This window comes from Roseovarius sp. A46 (assembly GCF_004126395.1).
Lineage (GTDB): Bacteria > Pseudomonadota > Alphaproteobacteria > Rhodobacterales > Rhodobacteraceae > Roseovarius > Roseovarius nitratireducens.
Genome location: NZ_PVWS01000024.1, coordinates 1 through 21,660, shown reverse-complemented (window position 1 = coordinate 21,660; position 21,660 = coordinate 1). Strand labels below are relative to the sequence as shown.

The following is a 21,660-nucleotide window of genomic DNA, read 5'->3' as shown; positions in this document are numbered from 1 at the left end:
CGAAAGGGTCCGCCATGACCACGATCACCAATCACCTGCCCACCGCCGAGCTTCAGGCGCTCGACGCCGCGCATCACATGCACCCCTTTACCCATGGTGACGCGATCAACGCCAAGGGCGCGCGCATCGTCACCCGCGCGCGCGGCGTGACGCTGACCGACAGCGACGGCAACGAGATTCTCGACGCGATGGCGGGCTTGTGGTGCGTCAATATCGGCTATGGGCGCGAGGAGCTGGCCGACGTCGCAGCGCGGCAGATGCGCGAGCTGCCATATTACAACACCTTCTTCCAGACCAGCCACGTGCCCGCCATCGCGCTGGCCAAGCGGTTGGCGGAACTGGCGCCGGGCGATCTCAACCACGTGTTTTATGCCTGTTCGGGCTCGGAGGCCAATGACACCAATATCCGCATGGTGCGCACCTACTGGGCGGAGAAGGGCGAGCCGGAGCGCAATGTCATCATCGCGCGGCACAACGGCTATCACGGCTCGTCGATGGGCAGCGCGAGCCTTGGCGGCATGGGGGGCATGCACGCGCAGGGCGGTATGCCCATTCCCGACATCCACCATATCGACCAGCCCCACTGGTATGCCGAGGGCGGCGATACGGACCCGGAGGTATTCGGCCTCGCCCGCGCGCGGCAACTGGAGGAGAAGATCGAGGAACTGGGGCCGCACCGCATCGCCGCCTTCATCGGTGAGCCGGTGCAGGGCGCGGGTGGTGTGATCATTCCGCCCGACAGCTATTGGCCCGAGATACAGCGGATTTGCGACAAGTACGGCATCCTGCTCATCGCCGACGAGGTGATCTGCGGGTTCGGTCGCACGGGCAACTGGTTCGGCAGCCAGACGCTCGGCATTCGCCCCGACATCATGACCATCGCCAAGGGTCTGTCGTCGGGCTATGCGCCCATCGGCGGGTCGATCGTGTCGGACGAGGTGGCGCGCGTGCTGAATGGTTGCGAGTTCAACCACGGCTATACCTATTCGGGGCACCCGGTGTCCTGCGCCGTGGCGCTGGAGAACCTGCGCATCCTCGACGAGGAGGGGATCGTCACCCGCGTGGCCGAAGAAACCGGCCCTTACCTGAAGGAAAAATGGGAGAGCCTCGCCGCGCACCCGATTGTGGGCGAGGCGCGGATCGTGGGCATGATGGGGTCCATCGCGCTGACACCGGACAAGGGCGCGCGCGCGAAGTTCGCCTCGGAGCCGGGGACGGTGGGCTATATCTGCCGCGAGCGGTGCTTTGCCAACAACCTGGTAATGCGCCACGTGGGCGACCGCATGATCATTTCGCCACCGCTGGTGATCTCGAAGTCGGAAATCGACACGCTGATCGACCGGGCGTGGCGCTCGCTCGACGAGGCCGAACGGCAGGTCCGCGACGAGGGGCTGATGAAGGCGGCGGCGTGAGGGGTGGTTTGAGGCGCTGACGCGGCTGGCCTGTTCCTGCCATTCGCCTCCTGCGCCCCGCGCGGAATCAAGGCGTGCTTGCACGCCGCCGCGCGAGCGCCAGCCCGCCCCCCGGGCTGGCGATTGGGTAACGCTGGCGCAAAGCTCTGATCTCTCTCGGGAACCCGGAGATAAAGCACAATAGACCAGCCATCGGATCGCCATCCCGCGGGCTGGCGCTCGCGCGGCTCATCACCGCCCCACCGCTCTTGCCCCCCGCCCCCTCCCGCGCGACAGTGCGGCAAAGCAACCGGAGGGCGGCAAATGGCGAAGCTTGAGGACCGGATCGCGCAGGGGCGGGGGGACGCGCCCGCAGACCTCGTACTGCGGGGCGGGGCAGTGTTCGACCTGGTCACGGGGGCGATGATCCCCGGCGACGTCGCGATCTGCGGCGATACCATCGTCGGCGTCGGGGCCGAGTACGAGGGGCGGCAGGTGATCGACGTGGCGGGTCTCACCCTCGTGCCCGGCTTCATCGACACGCATCTGCATATCGAAAGCTCGCTGGTCACGCCGCTGGAATTCGACCGCTGCGTAACGCCCCGGGGCGTGACCACCGCGATTTGCGATCCGCACGAGATTGCCAACGTGATGGGGCTGGATGGCATCCGTTATTTCCAGGAGGCGAGTGCGCATACGCTGATGGATATCAGGGTGCAACTCAGCTCCTGCGTGCCGTCCACGGACATGGAAACGGCGGGCGCCGAGATCGGGGCCGAGGATTTGCGAGAGGTGATGGGCCACCCCTCGGGCATCGGGCTGGCCGAGGTGATGAACTATCCCGGCGTGATCCACCGCGATCCCGGCATGATGGCCAAGCTGCGGCTTTTCGAGGGGGGCCACATGGACGGGCATTGCCCGCAACTTTCGGGGCGCGATCTCAACGCCTATTGCGCCGCCGGTATCCGCACCGAGCACGAGGCGACCACCGTCGAGGAGGCGCGCGAGAAGCTGCAAAGGGGGATGCGGGTGCTGATCCGCGAAGGCTCGGTCAGCAAGGATCTCGAGGCGCTGGCGCCGCTGCTGTCGGACATCACCGCGCCTTACATGTGCCTGTGTACCGATGACCGCAACCCGCTCGATATCGCCGAGGAAGGCCATCTCGACCATATGATCCGGCGGCTCATCGCGCGCGGAGCCTCGCCGCTCGCGGCCTATCGCGCGGCGTCGCTGTCGGGGGCCGAGGCGTTCGGGCTGCGCGACCGGGGGCTGATCGCGCCGGGGCGGCGAGCGGATATCGTGGCTGTGGGATCGCTGGAGGATTGCGACGCGCGGCTGGTGTTGTGCGCGGGCCGAGTGGCCGATGAGGCCGCGTTTGGCACGCGCAGCGGGGTGGCCCCGGTGGGGCGGCGCTCGGTCATGGCCCCACGCGTGCGCGCCGAGGATTTCCGCCACGGCGGCAACCGGGCGGAAACGGATGTGATCGGCATCCTGGAGGGACGCATCCTGACAGAACACCTGCGCGAGGAGATCGCACCCGAGGACGGCGACAAGCGCCCCGACGCGGGCCGCGACCTGGTGCGGATCGCGGTGGTGGAGCGGCACGGGAAGAACGGCAACATCGCCACCGGCTTCGTGCGCGGCTTTGGCCTGCGGGCGGGGGCCATTGCCTCGACCGTGTGCCACGACCACCACAACATCGCCTGCGTCGGCATGGATTACGGCGACATGGCCGTGGCGGTGAACCGGATGGCCGAGATCGAAGGCGGCTTCGTGGTGGTGGAAGGCGGCCGGGTGCTGGCCGAATTGCCGCTGCCGGTGGCCGGGCTGATGAGTCTTGCGCCGTTCGAGGAGGTGCGCGCGCGGCTGGTGGATTTGCGCGCGGCGGCGAAATCGCTGGGCGTGACGCTGCACGAGCCGTTCCTGCAACTGGCGTTCCTGGCGCTGCCGGTGATCCCGGCGCTCAAGATCACCGACCGGGGGCTGGTGGACGTGACGCGCTTCGAATTGATCGGGTGAAAGATGTGGGACGGGGATTGGCCTGGAGGGGACATTGGGGTGAGCCGCGCCATCGCAGGTCCGCGGGCAGGCGATCCGACGGTCTTTTCAGTGCGCTTTATCCATCCATACCCGCAAAACATGCAATCGGCGCACTGGCTTGACCATATCGCCTGTCCGGGGGGCGGACCTGCGATGGCGCGGCGGGCTTCGCCCTTGATTCCGCGCCGGGACCAGAGACCCGAATGGCAGTTCCAGGCCATGCGCGACGACACAAGACACGCAAGCCCCTGCCCCCGGATAACGCCTCTCAGAACGCCTTGAAGGTCAATGTCGTCTCGGTCCGTTCGATGCCTTCGATATCGAGCAGGTTGTCGTTTATGTATTTGCCGATATCCGCGTCCTCTGGGACATAGAGCTTCATCAAGAGGTCGAACGGGCCGGAGGTGGAGTGCAGTTCCGAGTGTATCTCGCGAAGGGCGATGTCCTCGGCCACATGGTAGGAGTGGCCGGGCTTGCAGCGGATGTTGATGAAGACGCAGCGCATTTTGGCTCTCCCGCTGTGGTGATTTCTCCGCGAGTATTTCCGCTACGCGCGCGATTGTCCATGACCTCGGGGCGGGGTGAGGATGGGCCGCAGAAGCGCCAGCGGATGCGCGCGCAGGGACAGACGCAGGGAGGCGTAATCCTCGACCATTTCCTCGCCGAGGCTCATCTCGGGCAGGGTTGCCGCGGGCTCGTCGATCCGCTCGCCGTCGAGGTCGCGGGCAAAGAGCGGCAACGGCGCGGCGCTGCGAATCGCGCGCGCCTGCCAGAGCGCGTCGCGGCGCGACATCCCCAGCGCGGCAAAGGCGTCGGCCTCGGCCAGCCGCGCGATGAGCGCAGGCGCGGTGCCCGCGCGCCGCCACACGTCCTCGGGGCCCTGGTAGCCGTTGCCGCGCGCCGCCGCGATCCAGTCGGCCTCTTCGCGGGCCACGCCCCGCACCTGCCGAAAGCCCAGCCGCAGCGCCAGACCGCCGCGCCCGTCGGGCTCTAGCGTGTTGTCCCAGCAGGACGCGTTGATGCAGACGGGGCGCACCGTCACACCATGTTCGCGCGCGTCGCGCACGATCTGCGCGGGGGCGTAAAAGCCCATCGGCTGGGAATTGAGCAGCGCGCAGGCAAAGACCGCCGGGTGGTGGCACTTGATCCAGGCGCTGGCATAGACCAGCAGGGCAAAGCTGGCCGCGTGGCTCTCGGGGAAGCCGTAGCTGCCGAACCCCTCGATCTGGCTGAAACAGCGCTCGGCAAAGTCCATGTCATAGCCGTTCTCGCGCATCCCCCGCAGGAAGCGGTTGCGAAACTCGCTGACATTGCCATGCTTCTTGAACGTCGCCAGCGACCGGCGCAGGCGGTCGGCCTCTTCCGGCGAGAAGCCCGCGCCGATGATGGCGATCTGCATCGCCTGTTCCTGAAAGAGCGGCACGCCCAGTGTCTTGCCCAGCACGCGGCCCAGCTCGTCCGAGGGAAAGCGCACCACCTCTTCGCCATTGCGGCGGCGGATGAAGGGATGGACCATATCGCCCTGGATCGGCCCGGGGCGGATGATCGCCACCTGGATCACCAGGTCATAGAAGCATCGCGGGCGCATCCGGGGCAGGAAATTCATCTGCGCGCGGCTTTCCACCTGGAACACGCCGAGGCTGTCGGCGCGGCCCAGCATCTCGTAGACGCGCCCGTCCTCGGGCGGTAGCGTGGCGAGGTCGTAGCGCGTGCCGTGGTGATCGGCCAAGAGGTCGAACGCGCGGCGCAGGCAGCTCAGCATGCCCAGCGCCAGCACGTCCACCTTGAGGATGCCGAGGGTGTCGATGTCGTCCTTGTCCCAGCAGATCACCGTGCGCTCCTCCATCGCCGCGTTCTCGATGGGCACAAGCTCGTCCAGCCGGTCGGCGGCGATGACGAAACCGCCAACATGCTGGCTCAGGTGGCGGGGAAAGCCGATGATCTCGTCCACCAGATCGAGCGTCAGGGCAAGGCGGCGGTCGCGCGGGTCGAGGCCGATCCCGACGAGGCGCGCCGCATCGGGGCGACGCGCGCTGCCCGCGCCCCATATCTGTGACGAGATCGCCGACAGCATATCCTCCGACAGGCCCATCGTGCGGCCCACCTCGCGGATGGCGCGCTTGGCGCGGTAATGGATCACCGTGGCGCACAGCCCGGCGCGGTGCCGCCCGTAGCGCTCATAAATCCACTGGATCACCTCCTCGCGGCGCTCATGCTCGAAATCCACGTCGATATCGGGCGGCTCGTCGCGGGCCTCTGACACGAAGCGCTCGAACACCATGGTGCCGATCTCGGGGCTGACAGAGGTCACGCCGAGGCAGTAGCAGACCACCGAATTGGCCGCCGAGCCACGTCCCTGGCACAGGATACCGCGTGAGCGGGCAAAGGCCACCACGTCATGCACGGTCAGGAAATAGGGCTCGTAGCGCATCCGCGCGATGAGGGCCAACTCGTGCTCCATCATCGCGCGCACGCGGTCAGGCGCGCCCTGCGGATAGCGCCAGTTCAGGCCCGCCTCGGCCAACCGCCGCAGCCGCGCGGTCGGGGACTCGCCGCCCTCCGCCTCGCTGGGGTAGTCGTGGCGCAGCTCGTCGAGCGAGAAGGTCAGTCGCGCGGCCAGCGCCGTGGCGCGGTCCACCGCGTCCTCGTGCCCCGTGAACAGGCGGCGCATCTCGGCCTCCGAGCGCAGCCGTGCTTCGGCATTGGGCAGGGCGTGGAGGCCCAGCCGGTCCACCGTCAGCCCGAGCCGGATCGCGCTCAGCACATCGGCGAGGCGGCGGCGATGGGCGCGGTGCAGGATCGGGCAGGCGGCGGCGACGGTGGGCAGGCCGAGCCGCGCCGCGATCCCCGCCAGCCGGTCAAAGCGTGCAGGATCGCGCCCGTCGTAATGCGGGTGCAGGAGCAGGTGCAGCCGATCCCCGAGGCGGCCCCTCAGCCGCCGCGCCTGATCCTGCCAGCCGGGCGCGGTTTCGGGGTGCAGGAGGAGGTGCAGCCCCCCTGCCCCCTCCAGCACGTCGGCAAGGGTCAGATCGCAGCCCCCCTTGGCCGCGCGCCGCCGCCCAAGCGTCAGGAGCCGACAGAGCCGTGCCCAGCCCTGCCGGTCGCCGGGCAGCGCGGTGAGCGTGAGGCCATCGCGCAGCACCAGCCGGGTGGCGGGGATGAGGCGGGGGGTGTTGGCCCATGTGGGCAGCGCGGGTTGCGGTGCGGGCGGCCCGTGCAGCCCCTCGCGCGCCTCCAGCGCCTGCCGCTCGCGCACCTGCCGCGCGATCTCTCTCGCGCGGGCATGGGCGCGCACGATCCCCGCCACGGAATTGACATCGGCAATCGCCACGCCCGCGAGGCCCAGCGCGGCGGCACGCTCGATGTATTCCTCGGGGTGGGCGGCCCCGGTGAGGAAGGTGAAATTCGAGGTGGCGCAGAGTTCGGCGAACATCATGGGCGATTCGGTCAGGCAGCATTCCAGTCAGGATATTCATGTTTTGTTCTTTTGTGGAGTCGCCTGCCCACCCTGCGACAAAACCGGCGCGGACCGTCTTGCGGGTTCACAAATTCGTGACCGCGCATATAACCGGATGCCGGAAAGGCAGGGAACATGACGGGCAGGCGGGGCATGGGCAGAGGGTGGGCGCGCGGCGGCGCGGCGGTGCTGCTGGCGCTGATCCTCGCGCTGCGCGTCGCGGCGCTGCCGGTGGTGATGGCGGGCGGCGCACCCGGCCCGGGCATGATGGCGATCTGCACCGGGGCCGAGATCATCTATGTCCCCATCGGCGGCGGCCCGGCCGAGCCCGCGCCCGACGCCGCCCACGACCCCTGCCCCGCCTTCGGCATCACCGCCGCGCTCGCCCTGCCCGACATTGGCGTGACCGTTCCCGCCGGACGGCTGGTTTCGCTCACCCCTGTGCCCGGCCAAGCGGCACGCGTCGCAGCGCGCCCTGCTGCCGCGCACCGGCCCCGCGCCCCGCCCCTCGCCTGATCTGACCCCGACACCCTCAAGACAGATCACCGGGCCGCCCCAATGCGCGCCCGATTGCGAAGGACGACACGATGCTGAAACGATCCCTTGGCGCAGCGCTGGCCTGCGCCGGGCTGCTGGCCAGCATGGCCACGGCCCAGACCATGACCCCGATGGCCATGCAGGCGGGGGGCGCGATGCCCCACGACCACGCCCGCCACCACATGCACCGCCACGGGCCCGTCGGCCTGTCGGGCCGCCACCAGATCCCCGAGGGGCGGATGGTGCTCGTCTACCGGGCGGGGGCGATGGCCATGTCGGGCATCCGCGCGGGCACCGACGATCTCGATGCCGCGACGCTGGTGACGACCGTACCCAATGCCTTTGCCGGCATGCCGGGCCAGCCGCCCACGATCCGCATGGCCCCGGTGGAGATGACCGGCGAGATGCACATGCTGGGCGCGATGTATGGCGCGGGCGCGCGGCTCACGGTGATGGGCATGCTGCCCTATGTGAAGAAATCCATGACCATGCGGACCTATGCCGGACCCACCGGAACCGCCGTCCTGGGGCAGAGCACCACGCGAAGCGACGGGCTGGGCGATATCCGGGTCGGCGCGCTGTGGTCGCTGCACGAGGCGGGGCGCAGCCGCACCGCGCTCGGCCTGGGCCTGAGCCTGCCCACCGGCTCGATCTCGGAAACCGGGCAGATGCTCAGCCCGATGGGCACCACGCCCACCATGCGGCTGGCCTACTCGATGCAACTCGGCTCGGGCACTTATGACCTGCACCCGTCCCTGACATGGGAGGCCGGGCGCGGCGCACTCAACTGGGGTGCGCAGGCCCGCGGGATCATCCGGCTGGGCGAGAACGACGAAGGCTACCGGCACGGCCACGAGGCGGCGGTCTCGGGCTGGCTCAGCTATCGCGCGGCACCGTGGATCAGCTATTCGGGCCGACTGGAATACCGCCACGCCGGGCGCATTCACGGGCGCGATCCGCGCATCATGGGGCCGTCGCTCGGGGCCGACCCGCGCAATTACGGCGGGCGTTACGTGACGCTCCATGCCGGGGCCGACCTCGCGCCGAAAAAGGGGCTGTTCAAGGGTCACCGGATCGGGGTGGAACTGGGCGTGCCGCTCTACCAGAACCTGAACGGGGTGCAATCCAAGACGGACTGGACCCTCGCGCTGGCATGGCGCAAGCCGTTCTAGGGGGCAGAGTGGGGGGTGCGTGGCGTAAAGCGGTCGTTGGGCAGGATGCGATGAGCCGCGCGAGTGCCCGACCGCGGGCGGGTGCTCCGACGGCTTTGGTCGTCGCTTTATGGCACCATGAACGTCGAGCGATCGTGCGGGTGTGCAACGTCGCAAAAGCACCCGCCCGTCCGGGCGGTCGGGTGCTCGCGCGGCGGCGTGCAAGCACGCCTCGACTCCGCGCGGGGGTACTTGGCTACGAGCGTCCGCTCCAGACGACACCCCCCTGCCCCGCGCTACCGCCCGTGGCTGCGATCGTAGCCGTTGCGCGGGGGGCTCTGCCAATCGCCCAACGCGCCCTCGGCGGGCGCGAACACCTCGACCAGAAGCGGGAAACACGCCGCCGTGTCGCTTGTGTGCTCGGAAGAACAATCGCCGCCGGGGCAGGCGCTAAGGGCGCCCAGAAGGTCGATCTCGGCAAAGAACTCCAGATAGTCACCCGGGCGCACGGGGCTGGCCTTCATGAAATACTGCCCGGTGTCGCGGGTGAAGCCGGTGCACATGAAGACGTTGAGCACATCGTGGACATGGGGCTCGGCGTCCGCCAGCGACACGCCCAGCTCGTCAGCCAATGCGCGGGTCAGGTTGGAATGGCAGCAATGGTGATACTGAACCCCCGACAAGAGGTTGCCTGTGTAAGGATCGCAGCGCGTGCCGATCACGTCATGGACAGAGCCGCCATATTCGTCGATCCCATACCAGTCGAGCGTATCCGCGATGATCGTGGCCATCGGGCGCAGGTGTGGGAAGGACGACCAGAGCCGCTCGCCGGTGGTGACATGGGTGCCGTGCAGCGCACGGGTCTTGCCTGAATAGAACCGCTCGGACAGGTCATCGGCGTTCCACAGGTTGAGATCGCCCACCTGCGGCCCCTCGACGCTGCTGATGCGAAAGAACTGCCCCGCGCCCACGCGAAAGCAGGCGGCCTCGCGCGGCTCGACCGCCACCTCGGCCACCTTCGCAGCACCCTCGCGTGCGGCGCGGTAGAGCCCGAGATCGGGCACGGGCAGCGTGTCGTTGGGGTAGCAGATCACGGGGGCCACAGCACGGCGCGTGGCAGCATCGGCGGGGGCTTGGGTCATCGGCTATTTCCTCTGGCGACCGGGATCGTGACAGACCTTCGGCGGGTCACCGTCGGATGTAAAGACCTCGGCGCCACACGCCGCGCAGCGCCAGCGCCGACGCAGGTCGCAGCCGCTCACCCGGTATTCGCGCCAACGGCAGCCGCGCGTCGCGCGGTTGGAATAGATCATCACGAGGATGAAGGCGACGATCAGGCCGAGGATGACCAGCATGCCTCAGCCTTTCGCCATCGCCGCGACCATCTCGCCGAAGCGGCTGTAGCTGTCGGCCTGTTCCTCGGGTGTGGTGCCGGTGGCATGGTGGCCCTCGGGGGTCTTCGCATAGTCGAAATTGATGCCGGTGCCCTCGATGATCCGGTTCATCATGTTGAAGAGCGCGCAGACCTGCACCGCCTCGTAGAGCGCGGTCTCGGACCAGCCAGCGTCATAGACCGCCTGCGCGTCGGCCTGTTTGAGCCTGCTCGGCAGGGTATTGAGCTTGGCCACGTAGGCGAGGATCGGGCGCAGCTTGTCATCCACCGGCGCGGTGGCGGGATCGGCGATCAGCGCGTCGATAAGGCCCGCGTCGATGCCGAACACCTCGGCATAGGCCCGGTGCGCGCCCGCGCAGAAGGTGCAGGCATTGAGCGCCGAGACATAGGTGGCGATGAGCTCGCGCTCGCCGATGCTCAGCTCTCCCTCGCCGCGCAGCAGGCCATCGGTATAGACCATGAGCGGCTGCACGTTGTCGGGGAACCGCGCGTAGAGATCGCTCAGATGCGCGGGATCGGGGAGGCTGGGGAGGAAGGGCATGGGATCTCCTTGCGTCATGTCTGACCGCAGTCATAGACCGCGCCGCGCGGAATTTGTATGGCAAGAGGGGCCGTGCTGTCGCGGATGTGATCAAGGTCGGCGGCGCTGGGTGTGACAACTTGGACTCGATGCTTATATAAATGTTAACCGGGTACACTGAATATTTGTCGTGATCGGCAAGATCGGGTCAAAGTGTTCAAAAAGCAGGAGGATGCCTTGCAACTCGACGACAGGGTGCTGAAAAAGGTCAGGCAAGCGATCATGGATTGCTTCGACCCCGGCGTGATCAAGGATGTGCGCCTCGAATCTGTCGAGGTATCCGAAGACGACGACGAGATCAGGTTGGTGTTCACCATCGAGACGGATGCCGAGCCGAAAATGATCGGCAGAGGCTTCTTCGGCCTGACCGACAAGGTTCGCACGGCTTTGGGCGAGGAATGGCGCGGCTATTTCCCGATCTTGCAATCCGAGATCGACCGTGGCGTCGCGGCCTGATCCCGCGCTCGCCGATGGCCTGTTGAGGACCGCACGGCGGCTAATACCCCAAGGTCAGAAACCCGATCAGGCGCGGCTAAGGCGGAGCGTCAGCAGCAGCTACTACGCAATGTTCCACGGGCTGGCGCGTATGTGCGCCGACAGTCTCGTTGGCACACAACAATCGAAGCGGTCCAACAAGGCTTGGGTCGAGGTGTATCGCGGATTGGCTCACACGGCTTGTCTAGAGGCCTGCAAGAACGCGCATATGGTAAATTTCCCCCAAGAGGTCAAAGATTTCGCGGACGCTTTCAAACAACTTCAGGAAGCCAGGCACGTAGCGGACTACGATCCGACGGCAAGATTCACCAAGGATACAGCCGAGGAAAAGCTTGGTTTGGCTGAAACCTCGATTGGAGCATTGAAAAGCGTTTCGAGCAAGAACAAGAAGGCGTTCGCCACGTGGGTGCTGATCACGAGCCACGGGGCAAAGCAAGCGCGGAAACAGGCGCGGCATACTGGAGCCCAATGACCATCTACATCGACGCAGACGCCTGCCCGGTCAAGGACGAGGCCGAGCGGGTGGCCACGCGGCACGGGCTGCGGATGTTTCTCGTGTCCAATGGTGGGCTGCGCCCATCGCGCAATCCGCTGGTGGAGACGGTGATCGTGCCCGATGGGCCGGACGTGGCCGATATGTGGATCGCCGAGCGCGCCGGGCCGGGCGACGTGGTGGTGACCGGAGACATCCCGCTGGCGGCGAAATGCGTGGAGGCGGGGGCGCTGGTCCTCAAGCACAATGGCGAGGCGCTGACGCGGGCCAATATCGGCAACGTGCTGGCGACGCGCGACCTGATGGCCGACCTGCGCGCCGCCGACCCGTTCCGTCAGGGCGGCGGCAAGGGATTCACCCGGGCCGACCGGTCGCGGTTCCTCGACGCGCTGGAGCGGGCGGTGCGCAGCGTCGGACGCGCCGGGACGTGAGGGTTGGCGGCGCGGACGCGGAAATCGGGGTTACGTCTCTGAATTGACCGCGCGGGTGACCTTGCCCGCCAGGTCCTCGGCGATCCGGGCCTCGAGTGCGAGACGCACCCGCGAATTGCGCTGGACACGGCGTTTCAGGGTGGCTGCGTCCCACTCCACGAGGCGCGCACCCGGGGCCACCCGCACCGTTGCAGAGGCCGGCTTGCCTGTCAGGAAGGCGACCTCGCCGATGAACACCTCCGGGGGAAGGGTGAACTCTTGCGAATTCTTCTCTGCCCACATGCTGCCCGATTCAATGAAGTAGAGCCTGTCCGGCACCTCGCCTTCTTGCGTCAACGTCTCTGTCGTCTCGACCACCCGCCGCGTGGATGAGCGCATCAGCGACCGGAACTCGCCCGGCTCCATGCCACCCATCGTGTGGTACAGGTCCATCAGGCTGCCGGGAATGAAGAGCTTCGACCGGCTGACCAGAAGGACCACGAGCCCGTAGAATGTGGCTGTGGCCATGGCGAGGCTTGCGAACGCGGCCTCCCAGAGGGGGGTGGGCAAAACCAGAAGATAGAAAGCGATATAGATCGCGGAACCCGTGATGAAGGTGACGCGAAGGGTGATCTGGTGACGAGAGAGCATGGCCATCGTCTGGACGACCGCACCGAGCAGCACCAATTGCTCGCCAGAAAACCAGCCGCCCTCCCCGAACATGATCACCTCCCTCTGTCGCCAACATGCTCGATCTTGCTCACCAAACTGTCGCACCATGACCTGATCCTGCCCGCTTAACAAGGGTTTGACGCGGCCTCGGGGCGATCGCCGGAGCACGACTACTGGATGGATCGCCTTGCCGCGCCAGCAGGATGTCCGGGCGCGCATCTCTTGCCCCACCGGGTGACGATGTGGACAGCCCGGGGGTTTACAATGCGCCGGCGGTCCGCTCATGTATCGGCGACAGTCGGCAAGCCTTGGATATTCATGACCACCGCGACCGTTCAGCGCGCGAACCTGACCGGCGCCGCCTATGCCTTGGCGGCGGTTACGTGCTTTTCGGTCAACGATGTGGGGATCAAGTTCCTCTCGGGCGGTTACGCGCTGCACCAGGTGGTGTTCATCCGGGCGCTGGTGGCGCTCGTGGTGTTCACCTGCCTCGTCATGCCGTTCGCGGGCGGGCTGACGGTGCTGCGGACGCGCCGCCCGGTGATCCATCTCGTGCGCGGGCTGTGCGTGGTCGCGGCCAACATGTGCCTGTTCCTCGGCCTCGCGGCGCTGCCCATTGCGGACGCCACGGCGATCTTCTTCGTCTCGCCGCTGGTCATCACGGTATTCTCCGTGGTCTTCCTGCACGAGACCGTGGGGCCGCGCCGCTGGGCGGCGATCGCGGTGGGATTCGTCGGCGTACTGATCATCGTCAAACCCGGTACCGCGTCGTTTCAGGCGGCCTCGCTGCTGCCCATCGCCGCGGCGTTTCTCTATGCCACGCTGCACATGCTTACCCGCCGGATCGGCGGCACCGAGAGCGCGGCGACGATGGCGGCCTATATCCAGATCACGTTCATCGTGGCCAGCACGCTGATCGGGCTGACCATCGGCGACGGGCGCTTTGCCGGGTCGGGGCATCCGTCGCTGGAATTCCTGTTTCGCGGGTGGGAGTGGCCCGCCACCGGCGATTACCCCATCCTCGCGGTGCTGGGGGTCTCGGGGCTGTTTGGCGGGCTGTTCATCAGCCAGGCCTATCGCCTGTCGGAGGCCGCCTTTGCCGCACCGTTCGAATATGTCGCCATGCCGATGGCGATCTTCTGGGGCGTGACGGTCTTTGGCACATGGCCGGACGCCACCGCCTGGATCGGCATCGCGCTTATCGTCGGATCGGGTCTCTACCTGCTGTGGCGCGAGACCGTGCGCGACGCGCAGGTGGCCCGCCGCGCCCCGACCTATCGCCGCTGAGCAAAGGAGACACGCCATGCCCCCCACCATCATTCCCTTCGAAGAGGGCGAGCGCGCGCTCGACTGGCTGAGCCTCTGTGCCGCGCTTCAGGCAGGTCACGACCGCCCCCGCGCCGAGATCGCCGACAGCTTTCTCTATCGCGGCGACGACACGCTGCTGAACCGGGCCGCATGGATCGACGGGCTGGGCCTTGCCGTCAAGTCGGCCACCATCTTTCCGGGCAATGCGGTGCGCGACCTGCCCACCATCAATGGCGGCGTCAACCTCTATGATGACGCCACTGGCACGCTGGCCGCGATCGTGGATTTCCACCTCGTCACCAAGTGGAAAACCGCCGGTGACAGCCTCTATGCCGCCACACGGCTGGCGCGGTCCGATAGCAGGCGCATCCTGATCGTTGGCGCGGGAACGGTCGCGCAGTCGCTGTGGCAGGCCTATCGCGCCGCTTTTCCCGACGCGGAGTTCACCGTGTGGAACCGTACCCGCGCGCGCGCCGAAGAGATGGCAGAAACATGCGGTGGCATCGCCGTGGCGGACGATCTGGAACAGGCCGTGTGCGCCGCCGATATCGTGACCTCGGCCACCATGAGCACCGAGCCGATCCTCAAGGGTGAGTGGCTGCAACCGGGTCAGCATATCGACCTCATCGGTGCCTACCGCCCCGACATGCGCGAGGCCGACGACGAGGCACTGCGGCGCGCGCGGCTGTTCGTGGACAGTATCGACACCACCGTGGGCCATATCGGCGAGATCGAGATCCCGCTCTCGGCGGGAACCATCAGCCGCGATGACATCTTGGCCGATTTCTACGATCCGCGCGCGTTTCAGCGCCTCTCCAATGACGAGATCACGCTGTTCAAGAACGGCGGCGGCGCGCATCTGGACCTGATGACCAGCCGTTACATCCTCGACGCATGGCAATCGGCGCGGTGATCTGGACCACGCTGGCGCTCGGGGCGCTGGCGGGGATCGCGCCGGTTCTGCGCGAGGTGGTCCGGCCCCGGATCGACGGGGCGCGGGACACCGCGCCGGGGGCGTTCGCCGCGCTGTCGCGCGGGCGGACGCATTACCGCTGGCACGGGCCGGAGGGCGGGCCGGTGACGGTCTGCGTGCACGGGCTGACCACGCCCTCGTTCGTCTGGGAGGGATTGGTGCCGGGGCTGGTGGCCAAGGGGCACCGGGTGCTGACCTACGATCTCTATGGGCGGGGGTATTCCGACCGACCCGGCGGCGCGCAGGAGGCCGGGTTCTTCGTGGGCCAACTGGAGGAACTGCTGGTCGATCAAGGGGTTGACGGGCCGGTGACGCTCGTCGGCTATTCGATGGGCGGGGCTATCGCGGCCGGTTTTGCAGCGCGACATCCTGACCGGCTACGCGAGCTGGTGCTGATCGCGCCCGCCGGGCTGGGCCATGATCTCGGGCCGGTGGCGCGGCTGGTGGCGCGGGGCGGCGTGGTGGGGCGGTGGCTGATGCTCGCGGTCTTTCCGATGAGCTTTCGCCGGGGCTGCGAGGCCGAGCGGGAGGTGCCCACAACGGTGCCGGGGATCGTGGACCGGCAGCAGGCAGAGTTGCGCTGGCGCGGCTTCGTCCCGGCGGTGGCGCGGTCAGTGGCGGGGATACTGGCCGAGACGCAAGACGAGACCCACGCCGCGATCGCGCGCAGTGGCGTGCCGGTGCGGGCGATCTGGGGCGCGAAAGACACGGTGATCCCGCTGTCGCGAAAGGCGCGGCTGGCGGAGGTAAATCCAGATGCATATCAGTATGTTATCGAGGGTGCGGGGCACGGGCTGACCTACACCCATACCGACCGGGTGCTGGCCGCGATCATGGCGTGAGGGGCGGTGGCGCCCGGGCGCGCGTTGGTATATGCCGCGCCCCATGTCCGATTATCACCCGCCCAACACGCCGCTCGACATCCTGCATGACGACCACGAATTGCTCGTCGTCAACAAGCCCGCGGGCCTGCTCAGCGTGCCGGGCAAGGGCGCGGATCTCGCCGATTGCCTGCTCTCGCGGGTGCAGGAGGCGTTCCCCACGGCGCTGCTGGTGCACCGGCTGGACCGGGACACATCCGGCGTCATGGTCTTTGGCCTGAGCCCTCATGCGCAGCGGCATCTGGGGCTGCAATTCGAGAAGCGGCAGGTGAAGAAAACCTATGTGGCACGGGTACTTGGTGAATTGTCGCCCAAGACGGGCACGGTCGATCTGCCGATCGCCGTGGACTGGCCCAACCGCCCGCGGCAGAAGGTGTGCCATGAGACCGGGCGGGGGGCGGTGACGGAGTGGCGGGTGCTGCGGCAGGGGGATGGCGAGAGCCGGGTGCGGCTGATGCCGCGGACGGGGCGCAGCCATCAGTTGCGTGTGCATATGCTGAGCCTGGGGCACCCGATACTGGGCGATCCGCTCTATGCCACGGGAAAGGCGCGGGATTATCCGCGGCTCATGCTGCATTCCGAGGAGTTGCGGCTGCGCCACCCGGATGGCGGGGCGGGGGTGAAGTTCCGCGCCAAGGCGCCGTTCTGACCGCCCCGGAACGGGGGCTGTATCACGTCGGTATTCTGTCGGTATCGCGTCGTTGCCGCGGGCTAGCGTTTCAGCACGCGGTCGGTGAGGTTGAGCCGCCCAGCGATGATCGGGCGCAGCACCTCGGCCAGGTCCGGTTCGCGCGCCATCATCTCGGTCAGCTCGTCCAGCCGATTGGTGGCGATCAGGCTGAGCGCGTCGAGGCGCGGGGTGCCGTCGGCGTGCCGGGGCAGCGCGGCCACCGGCTGGATCAGTTCGGGCGGCGGCTCGGGGGCGAGGCGGCGGAGGGCGGCGGCGTCGAGCCCGGTCTCGACGAAGACGTAGAGCCCCACCCCGTGCGCGGGCAAAGCGTAGGTGCACAGCGCCACCTCGCGCACGTTGGCGTCGGCCATGAGCGCCGCGCGCAGGCCGGGGCCGTCACGGTCCACCCGGTCCTCGGTGCCCTCGCCGTCGGACCAGTGCATCAGCCGGCGGGTGACGAAATTGTAGGCGCGTTTGCCGGTGGCCATCCACAGCCGCGCGGGCCAGGCCTTGCGCGCCAGCATCCGGTGCTCGGACGGCGTGAGCAGACCGGGCGCGTAGGCACGCTTTTGCTTGAGCAGGTGGCGCAGGTCCTCGCGCGCCATGAGGCGAAAGAGCGGCCCGCGCCGGGGGTGGAGCGAGGCAAGCTGAAAGTCGATCACCGCCGCGCGGCCCTCGGGTGTCATCAGCCAGTTCTGCGGCTTGGCGATGTCGTTATGGGTGACACCCCGGCGCCGCATCTCGCGCAGGAGGCGGCGGGCGTCGCGATACCACGCGGCGTCGGCGGGCCGGGCGAGGTGCAGGGGGGTGCCCTGCGTCCAGCTTCGCAAGAGGCCGGTGCGATCGGCGCGGATGAGCAGCGGGCAGCCCTCGATGCCCGCCACCGCACGCAGCGCGCGCACCTCCTTGCGCGCCAGCCACCATGCCGCCGGGCGCGCCCAGAGCGGAACACCGTCGAGCTTGCGCAGCACGACCGGGAAATCCGCCACCCCGTTGAGACGGCCCGAAACCGTCTCGGAAAAGGCGTCGCGCTTGTGCACGGTCTCGGGCAGGAAGCGCGCGGTGGAAAGGTCTGGCAATGATGTCATGGCGCCGGGTCTAGTTGGTTTCACCTAGCGGGGGAAGCCCCGCGCGCCTCAGAGCCGGGCCCAGCCCGGGGGAATCAGGTCGGGATTTGAGAGCTTGGTCGTGCCGAACCAGTTGGCCGGTGCGATCACCCGCTTGTCCGGCCCCGGATCGAGCCACGCCCCCCACCACGAAAAGGTGGAATTGGCGATGACGTGATGCGCGCAGCGCGACATCAGGTGCATGTCGAACGCGCCGCGGCTCTCATCGTTGATGTCCACCACCACCTGTTCGGCCCCGAGGTCGAGGTTGTCACGCGCCCAGGCGGGATCGTTGGAAAAGACGAAGCAGGTGAGCGGGGCTCCGAGATCGCCGGTCAGCCGGTCGATGGCCTGCCGGTAATAATCCGGTGGGCAAGCGGCGTAGCTGCCCGAGGCGAGGTAATCGCCGCGCCGAACGTGCACCGAAACGGCACAGGGTGCGGCGTCGATCCGCGCCACCATGTCGGCATTGGCGGGATTGAGCGGGGTGGTGAAGGCAAGATCGTCGCGCAGCCGGTCGGCAATGGCGGCAAAGTATCGTTCGGACTGCCAGTAGCCGTGCAGGTAGGTGCCGTCGGGCAGGTCGAAGAAATCCGGATCAAAGCCGAGCCCGCGCTCACGGTGAAAGCGCGGATCGCGCCCGAAGCACCGCCACAACCCGTAGCGCAGCAGCCCGTCGGATTTGGCGGGTGGCAAGGGGACGTCGGAGAGGTAACGGGCCTGCGCGAAATGACCCATTCCGCAGGCCCTGGCGTTACCGAGATAACGGGGATCTAGCGCCAGCCCGCAGCCAAGATGGTCGGCGAGCGCGCGCCCGGCGGCATACTGGAAAAGCTGGTTGCCCAAGCCCCCGAACAGCCGCGCCACGATCATGCAAGGCCGCCCTGCGCCGGGGCGGGGCTGTGTCGCGACGCCTGCATCACCGCCCAGCGATAGCGCAGCCGCGCCCATTCACGTCCGACCTGTTGGAATGGCGTGCGCACGCCACCCTGTATGGTCGAGCCATCGAGCCGATCGGCGATATCGGTGATGCCCGAAGGGTAGATCGCGGCAGGACGTATCCCGGTGTGCCAGTGGCTCTGAACAAAGGTGTCCACGGGCCGGTCGAACGCCTCGGAGAGATGCAAGAGCCGCTCGGCGGCCGCCCGGCTCACCATCTGCGCGGTGGTGCGCAGCCCGGCCATGCGTGGCACCGAAAGCGTCGCCGGGCCGTTGGTGTCCACCACGGTGGCCGGGCCCTGCGGCGAGCGCGTCTGGAATTGCACATAACCCAGATCGGCAACGTGATCGCGTGCCAGCGCCAGCGCGGCGGCAAATGTCGCGGGCGCGATCCCGGCGTCATCCTCGATGATGAGTGCCGAGGCCAGGTCGCGGCGCAGGATTTCGGCCCATATCTGCCGGTGGCTGAGAAAGCAGCCGATCTCGCCGGTCTTGAGCCCGAACGGGTAGACGGGTGCGAACAGCCGTGCGCCGACACAGGCCGAGAGGTCGGTCGAGGACATGGTGCGCCCGTCGACGGCGGCCCACACCTCGGCCGTCATCCCGCAATTGGCGAGCAGCGCCTGCGCGTTCTCGCGACGCGCCGAAGCGCGCACGAGATGGAGGACAAAGGCGTGCTCGCTCACCGTATCAGACGCCGGGCGTCCAGCCCGACACGGCCTTGACCTCGAGGAAATCCTCGATGCCCCATTTGCCGCCTTCGCGCCCGTGGCCCGACTGCTTCATTCCTCCGAAGGGTGCGCCGGCGCCGCGCGACTTGCCGTTCATCTCGACCATGCCGGAGCGCAGGCCCCGCGCAAGCCGGTTAGCGCGCGCCGGATCGCCGGTCTGGACATAATTGGTCAGGCCATAGGGCGTGTCATTGGCGATCGCGATGCCCTCTTCCTCGGTGTCGAAAGGGATGATCGACAGCACCGGGCCAAAGATTTCCTCCTGCGCGATGGTCATGTCGTTGGTCACGTCGGCAAACACGGTGGGGCGCACGTAGAACCCCTTGTTGAAGCCCTCGGGCCGCCCGGTGCCGCCCGCCACCAGCCGCGCGCCCTCGTCTATCCCGGTCTGGATCAGGTCCTGCACCTTCTGGAACTGCGTGGCGTTGACCACCGGGCCGATATGGCGGCCCGGCTCGGACGCGGGGCCGACCTTGAGCCCCTCGGCGATGGCAGCGGCCTCTTCCACTGTGCGGTCGTAGCGGTTGCGCTCAACCAGCATGCGCGTGGGGGCGTTGCAGGACTGGCCGGTGTTGTTCATGCAGTGCAGGACGCCGCGTTTGACCGCCTTTTCATCGGCGTCGCCGAAGATCAGGTTGGCGCCCTTGCCGCCCAGTTCCAGGCTGACGCGCTTGAGCGTGTCGGCGGCGGACCTGGAGATGAGCCGACCGGCGCGCGCCGAGCCGGTGAAGGAGATCATGTCGACGTCCGCGTGCGCCGAGAGCTGGCTGCCCACCCCCGCGCCGTCGCCGTTGACGAGGTTGAACACGCCCCGGGGCAGGCCCGCCGCATCGATGATCTCGGCGAAGATCAGGGCGTCGAGCGGGGATTCCTCCGACGGTTTGAGCACCATCGTGCAGCCCGCCACCAATGCGGCGATCACCTTGAGCGTGATCTGGTTCATCGGCCAGTTCCAGGGCGTGATCATGCCCACGACGCCCACCGGTTCGTGGATGATGCGGTCGTTCGGGGCATGGTCGCCCAAGGGCGCGTCAAAGGCGAATTCGCGTGCGGCCTTGAGGAAATTGGCGGTGTGCCAGCTTCCGGCAGGCACCTGGCTGGAGCGGGCCATGTCGATGGGCGCGCCCATTTCCATGCTGATCGCCTGTGCGAGGTCCTCGGCGCGGGTCTCGTAGATCTCGAGGATCTTCTCGACATGGGCAATGCGCTCGGCGGGTGGGGTGGCCATCCATGCCGGAAAAGCGGCGCGCGCAGCGGCGACGGCGGCATCTGTATCGGCCTGTCCGCCAAGCGCAATCACCGCGCAGGGTTCTTCGGTCGAGGGGTCGATTACCGGGTGATCGCGGCCCTCGCGCGCCTCCACCCATGCCCCGTCGATGTAGAACTGGCGTTTCTCGATCATGGTTGACCTCCGTGATATTAACGACACTCTGTCAGGGCCACCGGCGGGCTACAAGCCCGTATCGACCGGGTTGGGCGGGGTTTGATCAGACCCCGCCACACGCAGCCGCGAAGATGACGAAAGGAGATCGCCATGACTTTACGTATCAACGACACCATCCCCGACCTCACCGTCGAGACCGACCTCGGGCGCTTTTCACTGCATGACTGGATCGGCGATGACTGGGCAATCCTGTTCTCGCATCCCAAGGACTTTACGCCGGTTTGCACCACCGAGTTCGGCGCTGTCGCGCAGCTTGCCGGTGAGTGGGAGAAACGCGGCTGCAAGGTGATCGGCGTCTCGGTCGACAGTGCCGAGGACCATCGCAAATGGAAGGCCGACATCGAGAAGATCGGACGCGCAGCGCCGGAATTCCCGATCATCGCCGATGCCGGGCTGGAGGTGTCCAAGGCGTTCGGGATGCTGCCCGCCGAAGCCTATCTGCCCGAGGGGCGCACCCCCGCCGACAGCGCCACGGTGCGCAGCGTGTTCATCATCGCACCGGACAAGCAGGTGAAGCTGATGATGACATACCCGATGACCGTGGGCCGCAACTTCGCCGAGGTGCTGCGCGCGCTGGATGCGCTTCAGACCACGGTGAAGCATGGTGTGGCCACGCCTGCCGACTGGACCGTCGGGCAGGACGTGATCGTGCCACCCTCGGTCGATGACGCAGCGGCGCGCGAGAAATTCGGCGATTTCGATGCCGATCTGCCCTATCTGCGCCGGGTCAAGCTGCCGGGCTGAGGGCTGCGGGGGCCGGGCGACCGGCCCCGTTTGTTCAGCGCGCCACCATCACCGGGGAATGACGTTGGTTGGGAGGCGCGTTTGGCCAGGAGCTGCCGTTGACGAACGGAATCTTGAAAGAGACCTCAGCGAAACGCCTCGTTTGAGCGGTGAGGTGGGATTTGTTTCCCCCGGGATGGTTTTGGGCCGGTTGTTAGGCTTCGGTGGTGGCCTTGACTGGCAGGTGAGATTGGTGAGGGAGCCGG

At 67.5% G+C, this 21,660-nt stretch carries 22 protein-coding genes; 12 read left to right on the top strand and 10 right to left on the bottom strand.

Features of this window, described 5'->3' with window-relative positions; translation table 11 throughout:
* Positions 1–14: 14 nt before the first annotated feature.
* Entirely contained in the window at positions 15–1,412 is a 1,398-nt protein-coding gene (locus C6W92_RS12775; protein WP_129433834.1) for an aspartate aminotransferase family protein, read from the top strand.
* Positions 1,413–1,715: 303 nt separating this feature from the next.
* Positions 1,716–3,410, top strand: a complete 1,695-nt coding sequence (ade, locus tag C6W92_RS12770; protein ID WP_129433832.1) for an adenine deaminase — start codon at positions 1,716–1,718, stop codon at positions 3,408–3,410.
* Between the two features lie 289 nt (positions 3,411–3,699).
* On the opposite strand, the gene C6W92_RS12765 is transcribed toward ade, so the two are convergent.
* Entirely contained in the window at positions 3,700–3,936 is a 237-nt protein-coding gene (locus C6W92_RS12765) for an Lrp/AsnC ligand binding domain-containing protein (protein WP_129433830.1), read from the bottom strand.
* 42 nt (positions 3,937–3,978) lie between these two features.
* Entirely contained in the window at positions 3,979–6,864 is a 2,886-nt protein-coding gene (locus tag C6W92_RS12760; RefSeq protein WP_129433883.1) for an error-prone DNA polymerase, read from the bottom strand.
* Between the two features lie 177 nt (positions 6,865–7,041).
* On the opposite strand from C6W92_RS12760, the gene C6W92_RS12755 reads away from it, so the two are divergent.
* Both C6W92_RS12755 and C6W92_RS12750 read left to right on the top strand, forming a co-directional pair.
* Positions 7,042–7,404 (top strand): hypothetical protein, encoded by a 363-nt coding sequence (locus C6W92_RS12755; protein WP_129433828.1) that lies wholly within the window; start codon positions 7,042–7,044, stop codon positions 7,402–7,404.
* A 71-nt stretch (positions 7,405–7,475) separates the two neighbouring features.
* Positions 7,476–8,597 carry a transporter gene (locus C6W92_RS12750; RefSeq protein ID WP_129433826.1) on the top strand — a complete coding sequence of 374 codons (1,122 nt, stop codon included), beginning with the start codon at positions 7,476–7,478 and terminating at the stop codon, positions 8,595–8,597.
* A gap of 275 nt (positions 8,598–8,872) precedes the next feature.
* On the opposite strand, the gene C6W92_RS12745 is transcribed toward C6W92_RS12750, so the two are convergent.
* Genes C6W92_RS12745 through C6W92_RS12735 form a run of 3 tightly spaced genes read right to left on the bottom strand, consistent with a single transcriptional unit; the run spans position 8,873 to position 10,510 of the window.
* Positions 8,873–9,718 (bottom strand): DUF1989 domain-containing protein, encoded by an 846-nt coding sequence (locus tag C6W92_RS12745; protein ID WP_129433824.1) that lies wholly within the window; start codon positions 9,716–9,718, stop codon positions 8,873–8,875.
* A gap of 3 nt (positions 9,719–9,721) precedes the next feature.
* Complete coding sequence (locus tag C6W92_RS12740; protein WP_129433822.1) at positions 9,722–9,931, bottom strand: hypothetical protein; 210 nt, start codon at positions 9,929–9,931, stop codon at positions 9,722–9,724.
* 3 nt (positions 9,932–9,934) lie between these two features.
* The gene (locus C6W92_RS12735; RefSeq protein ID WP_164989234.1) at positions 9,935–10,510 is read right to left on the bottom strand and encodes a peroxidase-related enzyme; all 576 of its coding nucleotides are present in this window, start codon (positions 10,508–10,510) and stop codon (positions 9,935–9,937) included.
* Between the two features lie 216 nt (positions 10,511–10,726).
* On the opposite strand from C6W92_RS12735, the gene C6W92_RS12730 reads away from it, so the two are divergent.
* The 3 genes from C6W92_RS12730 to C6W92_RS12720 all read left to right on the top strand — a co-directional run bounded on the left by C6W92_RS12730 (position 10,727) and on the right by C6W92_RS12720 (position 11,968).
* Positions 10,727–11,005 carry a hypothetical protein gene (locus C6W92_RS12730; protein ID WP_129433818.1) on the top strand — a complete coding sequence of 93 codons (279 nt, stop codon included), beginning with the start codon at positions 10,727–10,729 and terminating at the stop codon, positions 11,003–11,005.
* A 109-nt stretch (positions 11,006–11,114) separates the two neighbouring features.
* The gene (locus tag C6W92_RS12725) at positions 11,115–11,516 is read left to right on the top strand and encodes a hypothetical protein (RefSeq protein ID WP_129433816.1); all 402 of its coding nucleotides are present in this window, start codon (positions 11,115–11,117) and stop codon (positions 11,514–11,516) included.
* A complete protein-coding gene (locus C6W92_RS12720; RefSeq protein WP_129433815.1) occupies positions 11,513–11,968 on the top strand; it encodes a YaiI/YqxD family protein in 456 nt (151 codons plus the stop codon). The genes C6W92_RS12725 and C6W92_RS12720 overlap by 4 nt, the downstream gene beginning before the upstream one ends.
* 30 nt (positions 11,969–11,998) lie before the next feature.
* Here C6W92_RS12720 and C6W92_RS12715 read toward each other — a convergent pair whose 3' ends face one another.
* Positions 11,999–12,670: a cyclic nucleotide-binding domain-containing protein gene (locus C6W92_RS12715; protein ID WP_164989233.1), complete on the bottom strand. Its 672-nt coding sequence runs from the start codon at positions 12,668–12,670 to the stop codon at positions 11,999–12,001.
* 267 nt (positions 12,671–12,937) lie between these two features.
* On the opposite strand from C6W92_RS12715, the gene C6W92_RS12710 reads away from it, so the two are divergent.
* From C6W92_RS12710 to C6W92_RS12695, 4 genes are read left to right on the top strand one after another with little or no spacing between them, the layout of a single operon-like run.
* Positions 12,938–13,906, top strand: a complete 969-nt coding sequence (locus C6W92_RS12710; RefSeq protein ID WP_129433811.1) for a DMT family transporter — start codon at positions 12,938–12,940, stop codon at positions 13,904–13,906.
* A gap of 16 nt (positions 13,907–13,922) precedes the next feature.
* Positions 13,923–14,840, top strand: coding sequence for an NAD(P)-binding domain-containing protein (locus C6W92_RS12705; RefSeq protein WP_129433809.1), 918 nt, complete (start codon positions 13,923–13,925; stop codon positions 14,838–14,840).
* A complete protein-coding gene (locus C6W92_RS12700; protein WP_129433807.1) occupies positions 14,822–15,742 on the top strand; it encodes an alpha/beta fold hydrolase in 921 nt (306 codons plus the stop codon). Before C6W92_RS12705 ends, C6W92_RS12700 begins: the two co-directional genes overlap by 19 nt.
* A 43-nt stretch (positions 15,743–15,785) precedes the next feature.
* Positions 15,786–16,430 carry an RluA family pseudouridine synthase gene (locus C6W92_RS12695; protein ID WP_129433805.1) on the top strand — a complete coding sequence of 215 codons (645 nt, stop codon included), beginning with the start codon at positions 15,786–15,788 and terminating at the stop codon, positions 16,428–16,430.
* Positions 16,431–16,492: 62 nt separating this feature from the next.
* Here C6W92_RS12695 and C6W92_RS12690 read toward each other — a convergent pair whose 3' ends face one another.
* Genes C6W92_RS12690 through C6W92_RS12675 form a run of 4 tightly spaced genes read right to left on the bottom strand, consistent with a single transcriptional unit; the run spans position 16,493 to position 20,629 of the window.
* The gene (locus tag C6W92_RS12690) at positions 16,493–17,539 is read right to left on the bottom strand and encodes a phosphotransferase (RefSeq protein WP_129433803.1); all 1,047 of its coding nucleotides are present in this window, start codon (positions 17,537–17,539) and stop codon (positions 16,493–16,495) included.
* 48 nt (positions 17,540–17,587) lie between these two features.
* Positions 17,588–18,430, bottom strand: coding sequence for an alpha-1,2-fucosyltransferase (locus tag C6W92_RS12685; RefSeq protein ID WP_129433801.1), 843 nt, complete (start codon positions 18,428–18,430; stop codon positions 17,588–17,590).
* Entirely contained in the window at positions 18,427–19,182 is a 756-nt protein-coding gene (locus C6W92_RS12680; protein ID WP_129433799.1) for a glycosyltransferase family 25 protein, read from the bottom strand. Before C6W92_RS12680 ends, C6W92_RS12685 begins: the two co-directional genes overlap by 4 nt.
* A 4-nt stretch (positions 19,183–19,186) precedes the next feature.
* Positions 19,187–20,629 (bottom strand): aldehyde dehydrogenase family protein, encoded by a 1,443-nt coding sequence (locus tag C6W92_RS12675; RefSeq protein WP_129433797.1) that lies wholly within the window; start codon positions 20,627–20,629, stop codon positions 19,187–19,189.
* A 132-nt stretch (positions 20,630–20,761) separates the two neighbouring features.
* On the opposite strand from C6W92_RS12675, the gene C6W92_RS12670 reads away from it, so the two are divergent.
* Positions 20,762–21,415: a peroxiredoxin gene (locus C6W92_RS12670; RefSeq protein WP_129433795.1), complete on the top strand. Its 654-nt coding sequence runs from the start codon at positions 20,762–20,764 to the stop codon at positions 21,413–21,415.
* Positions 21,416–21,660 lie beyond the last annotated feature (245 nt).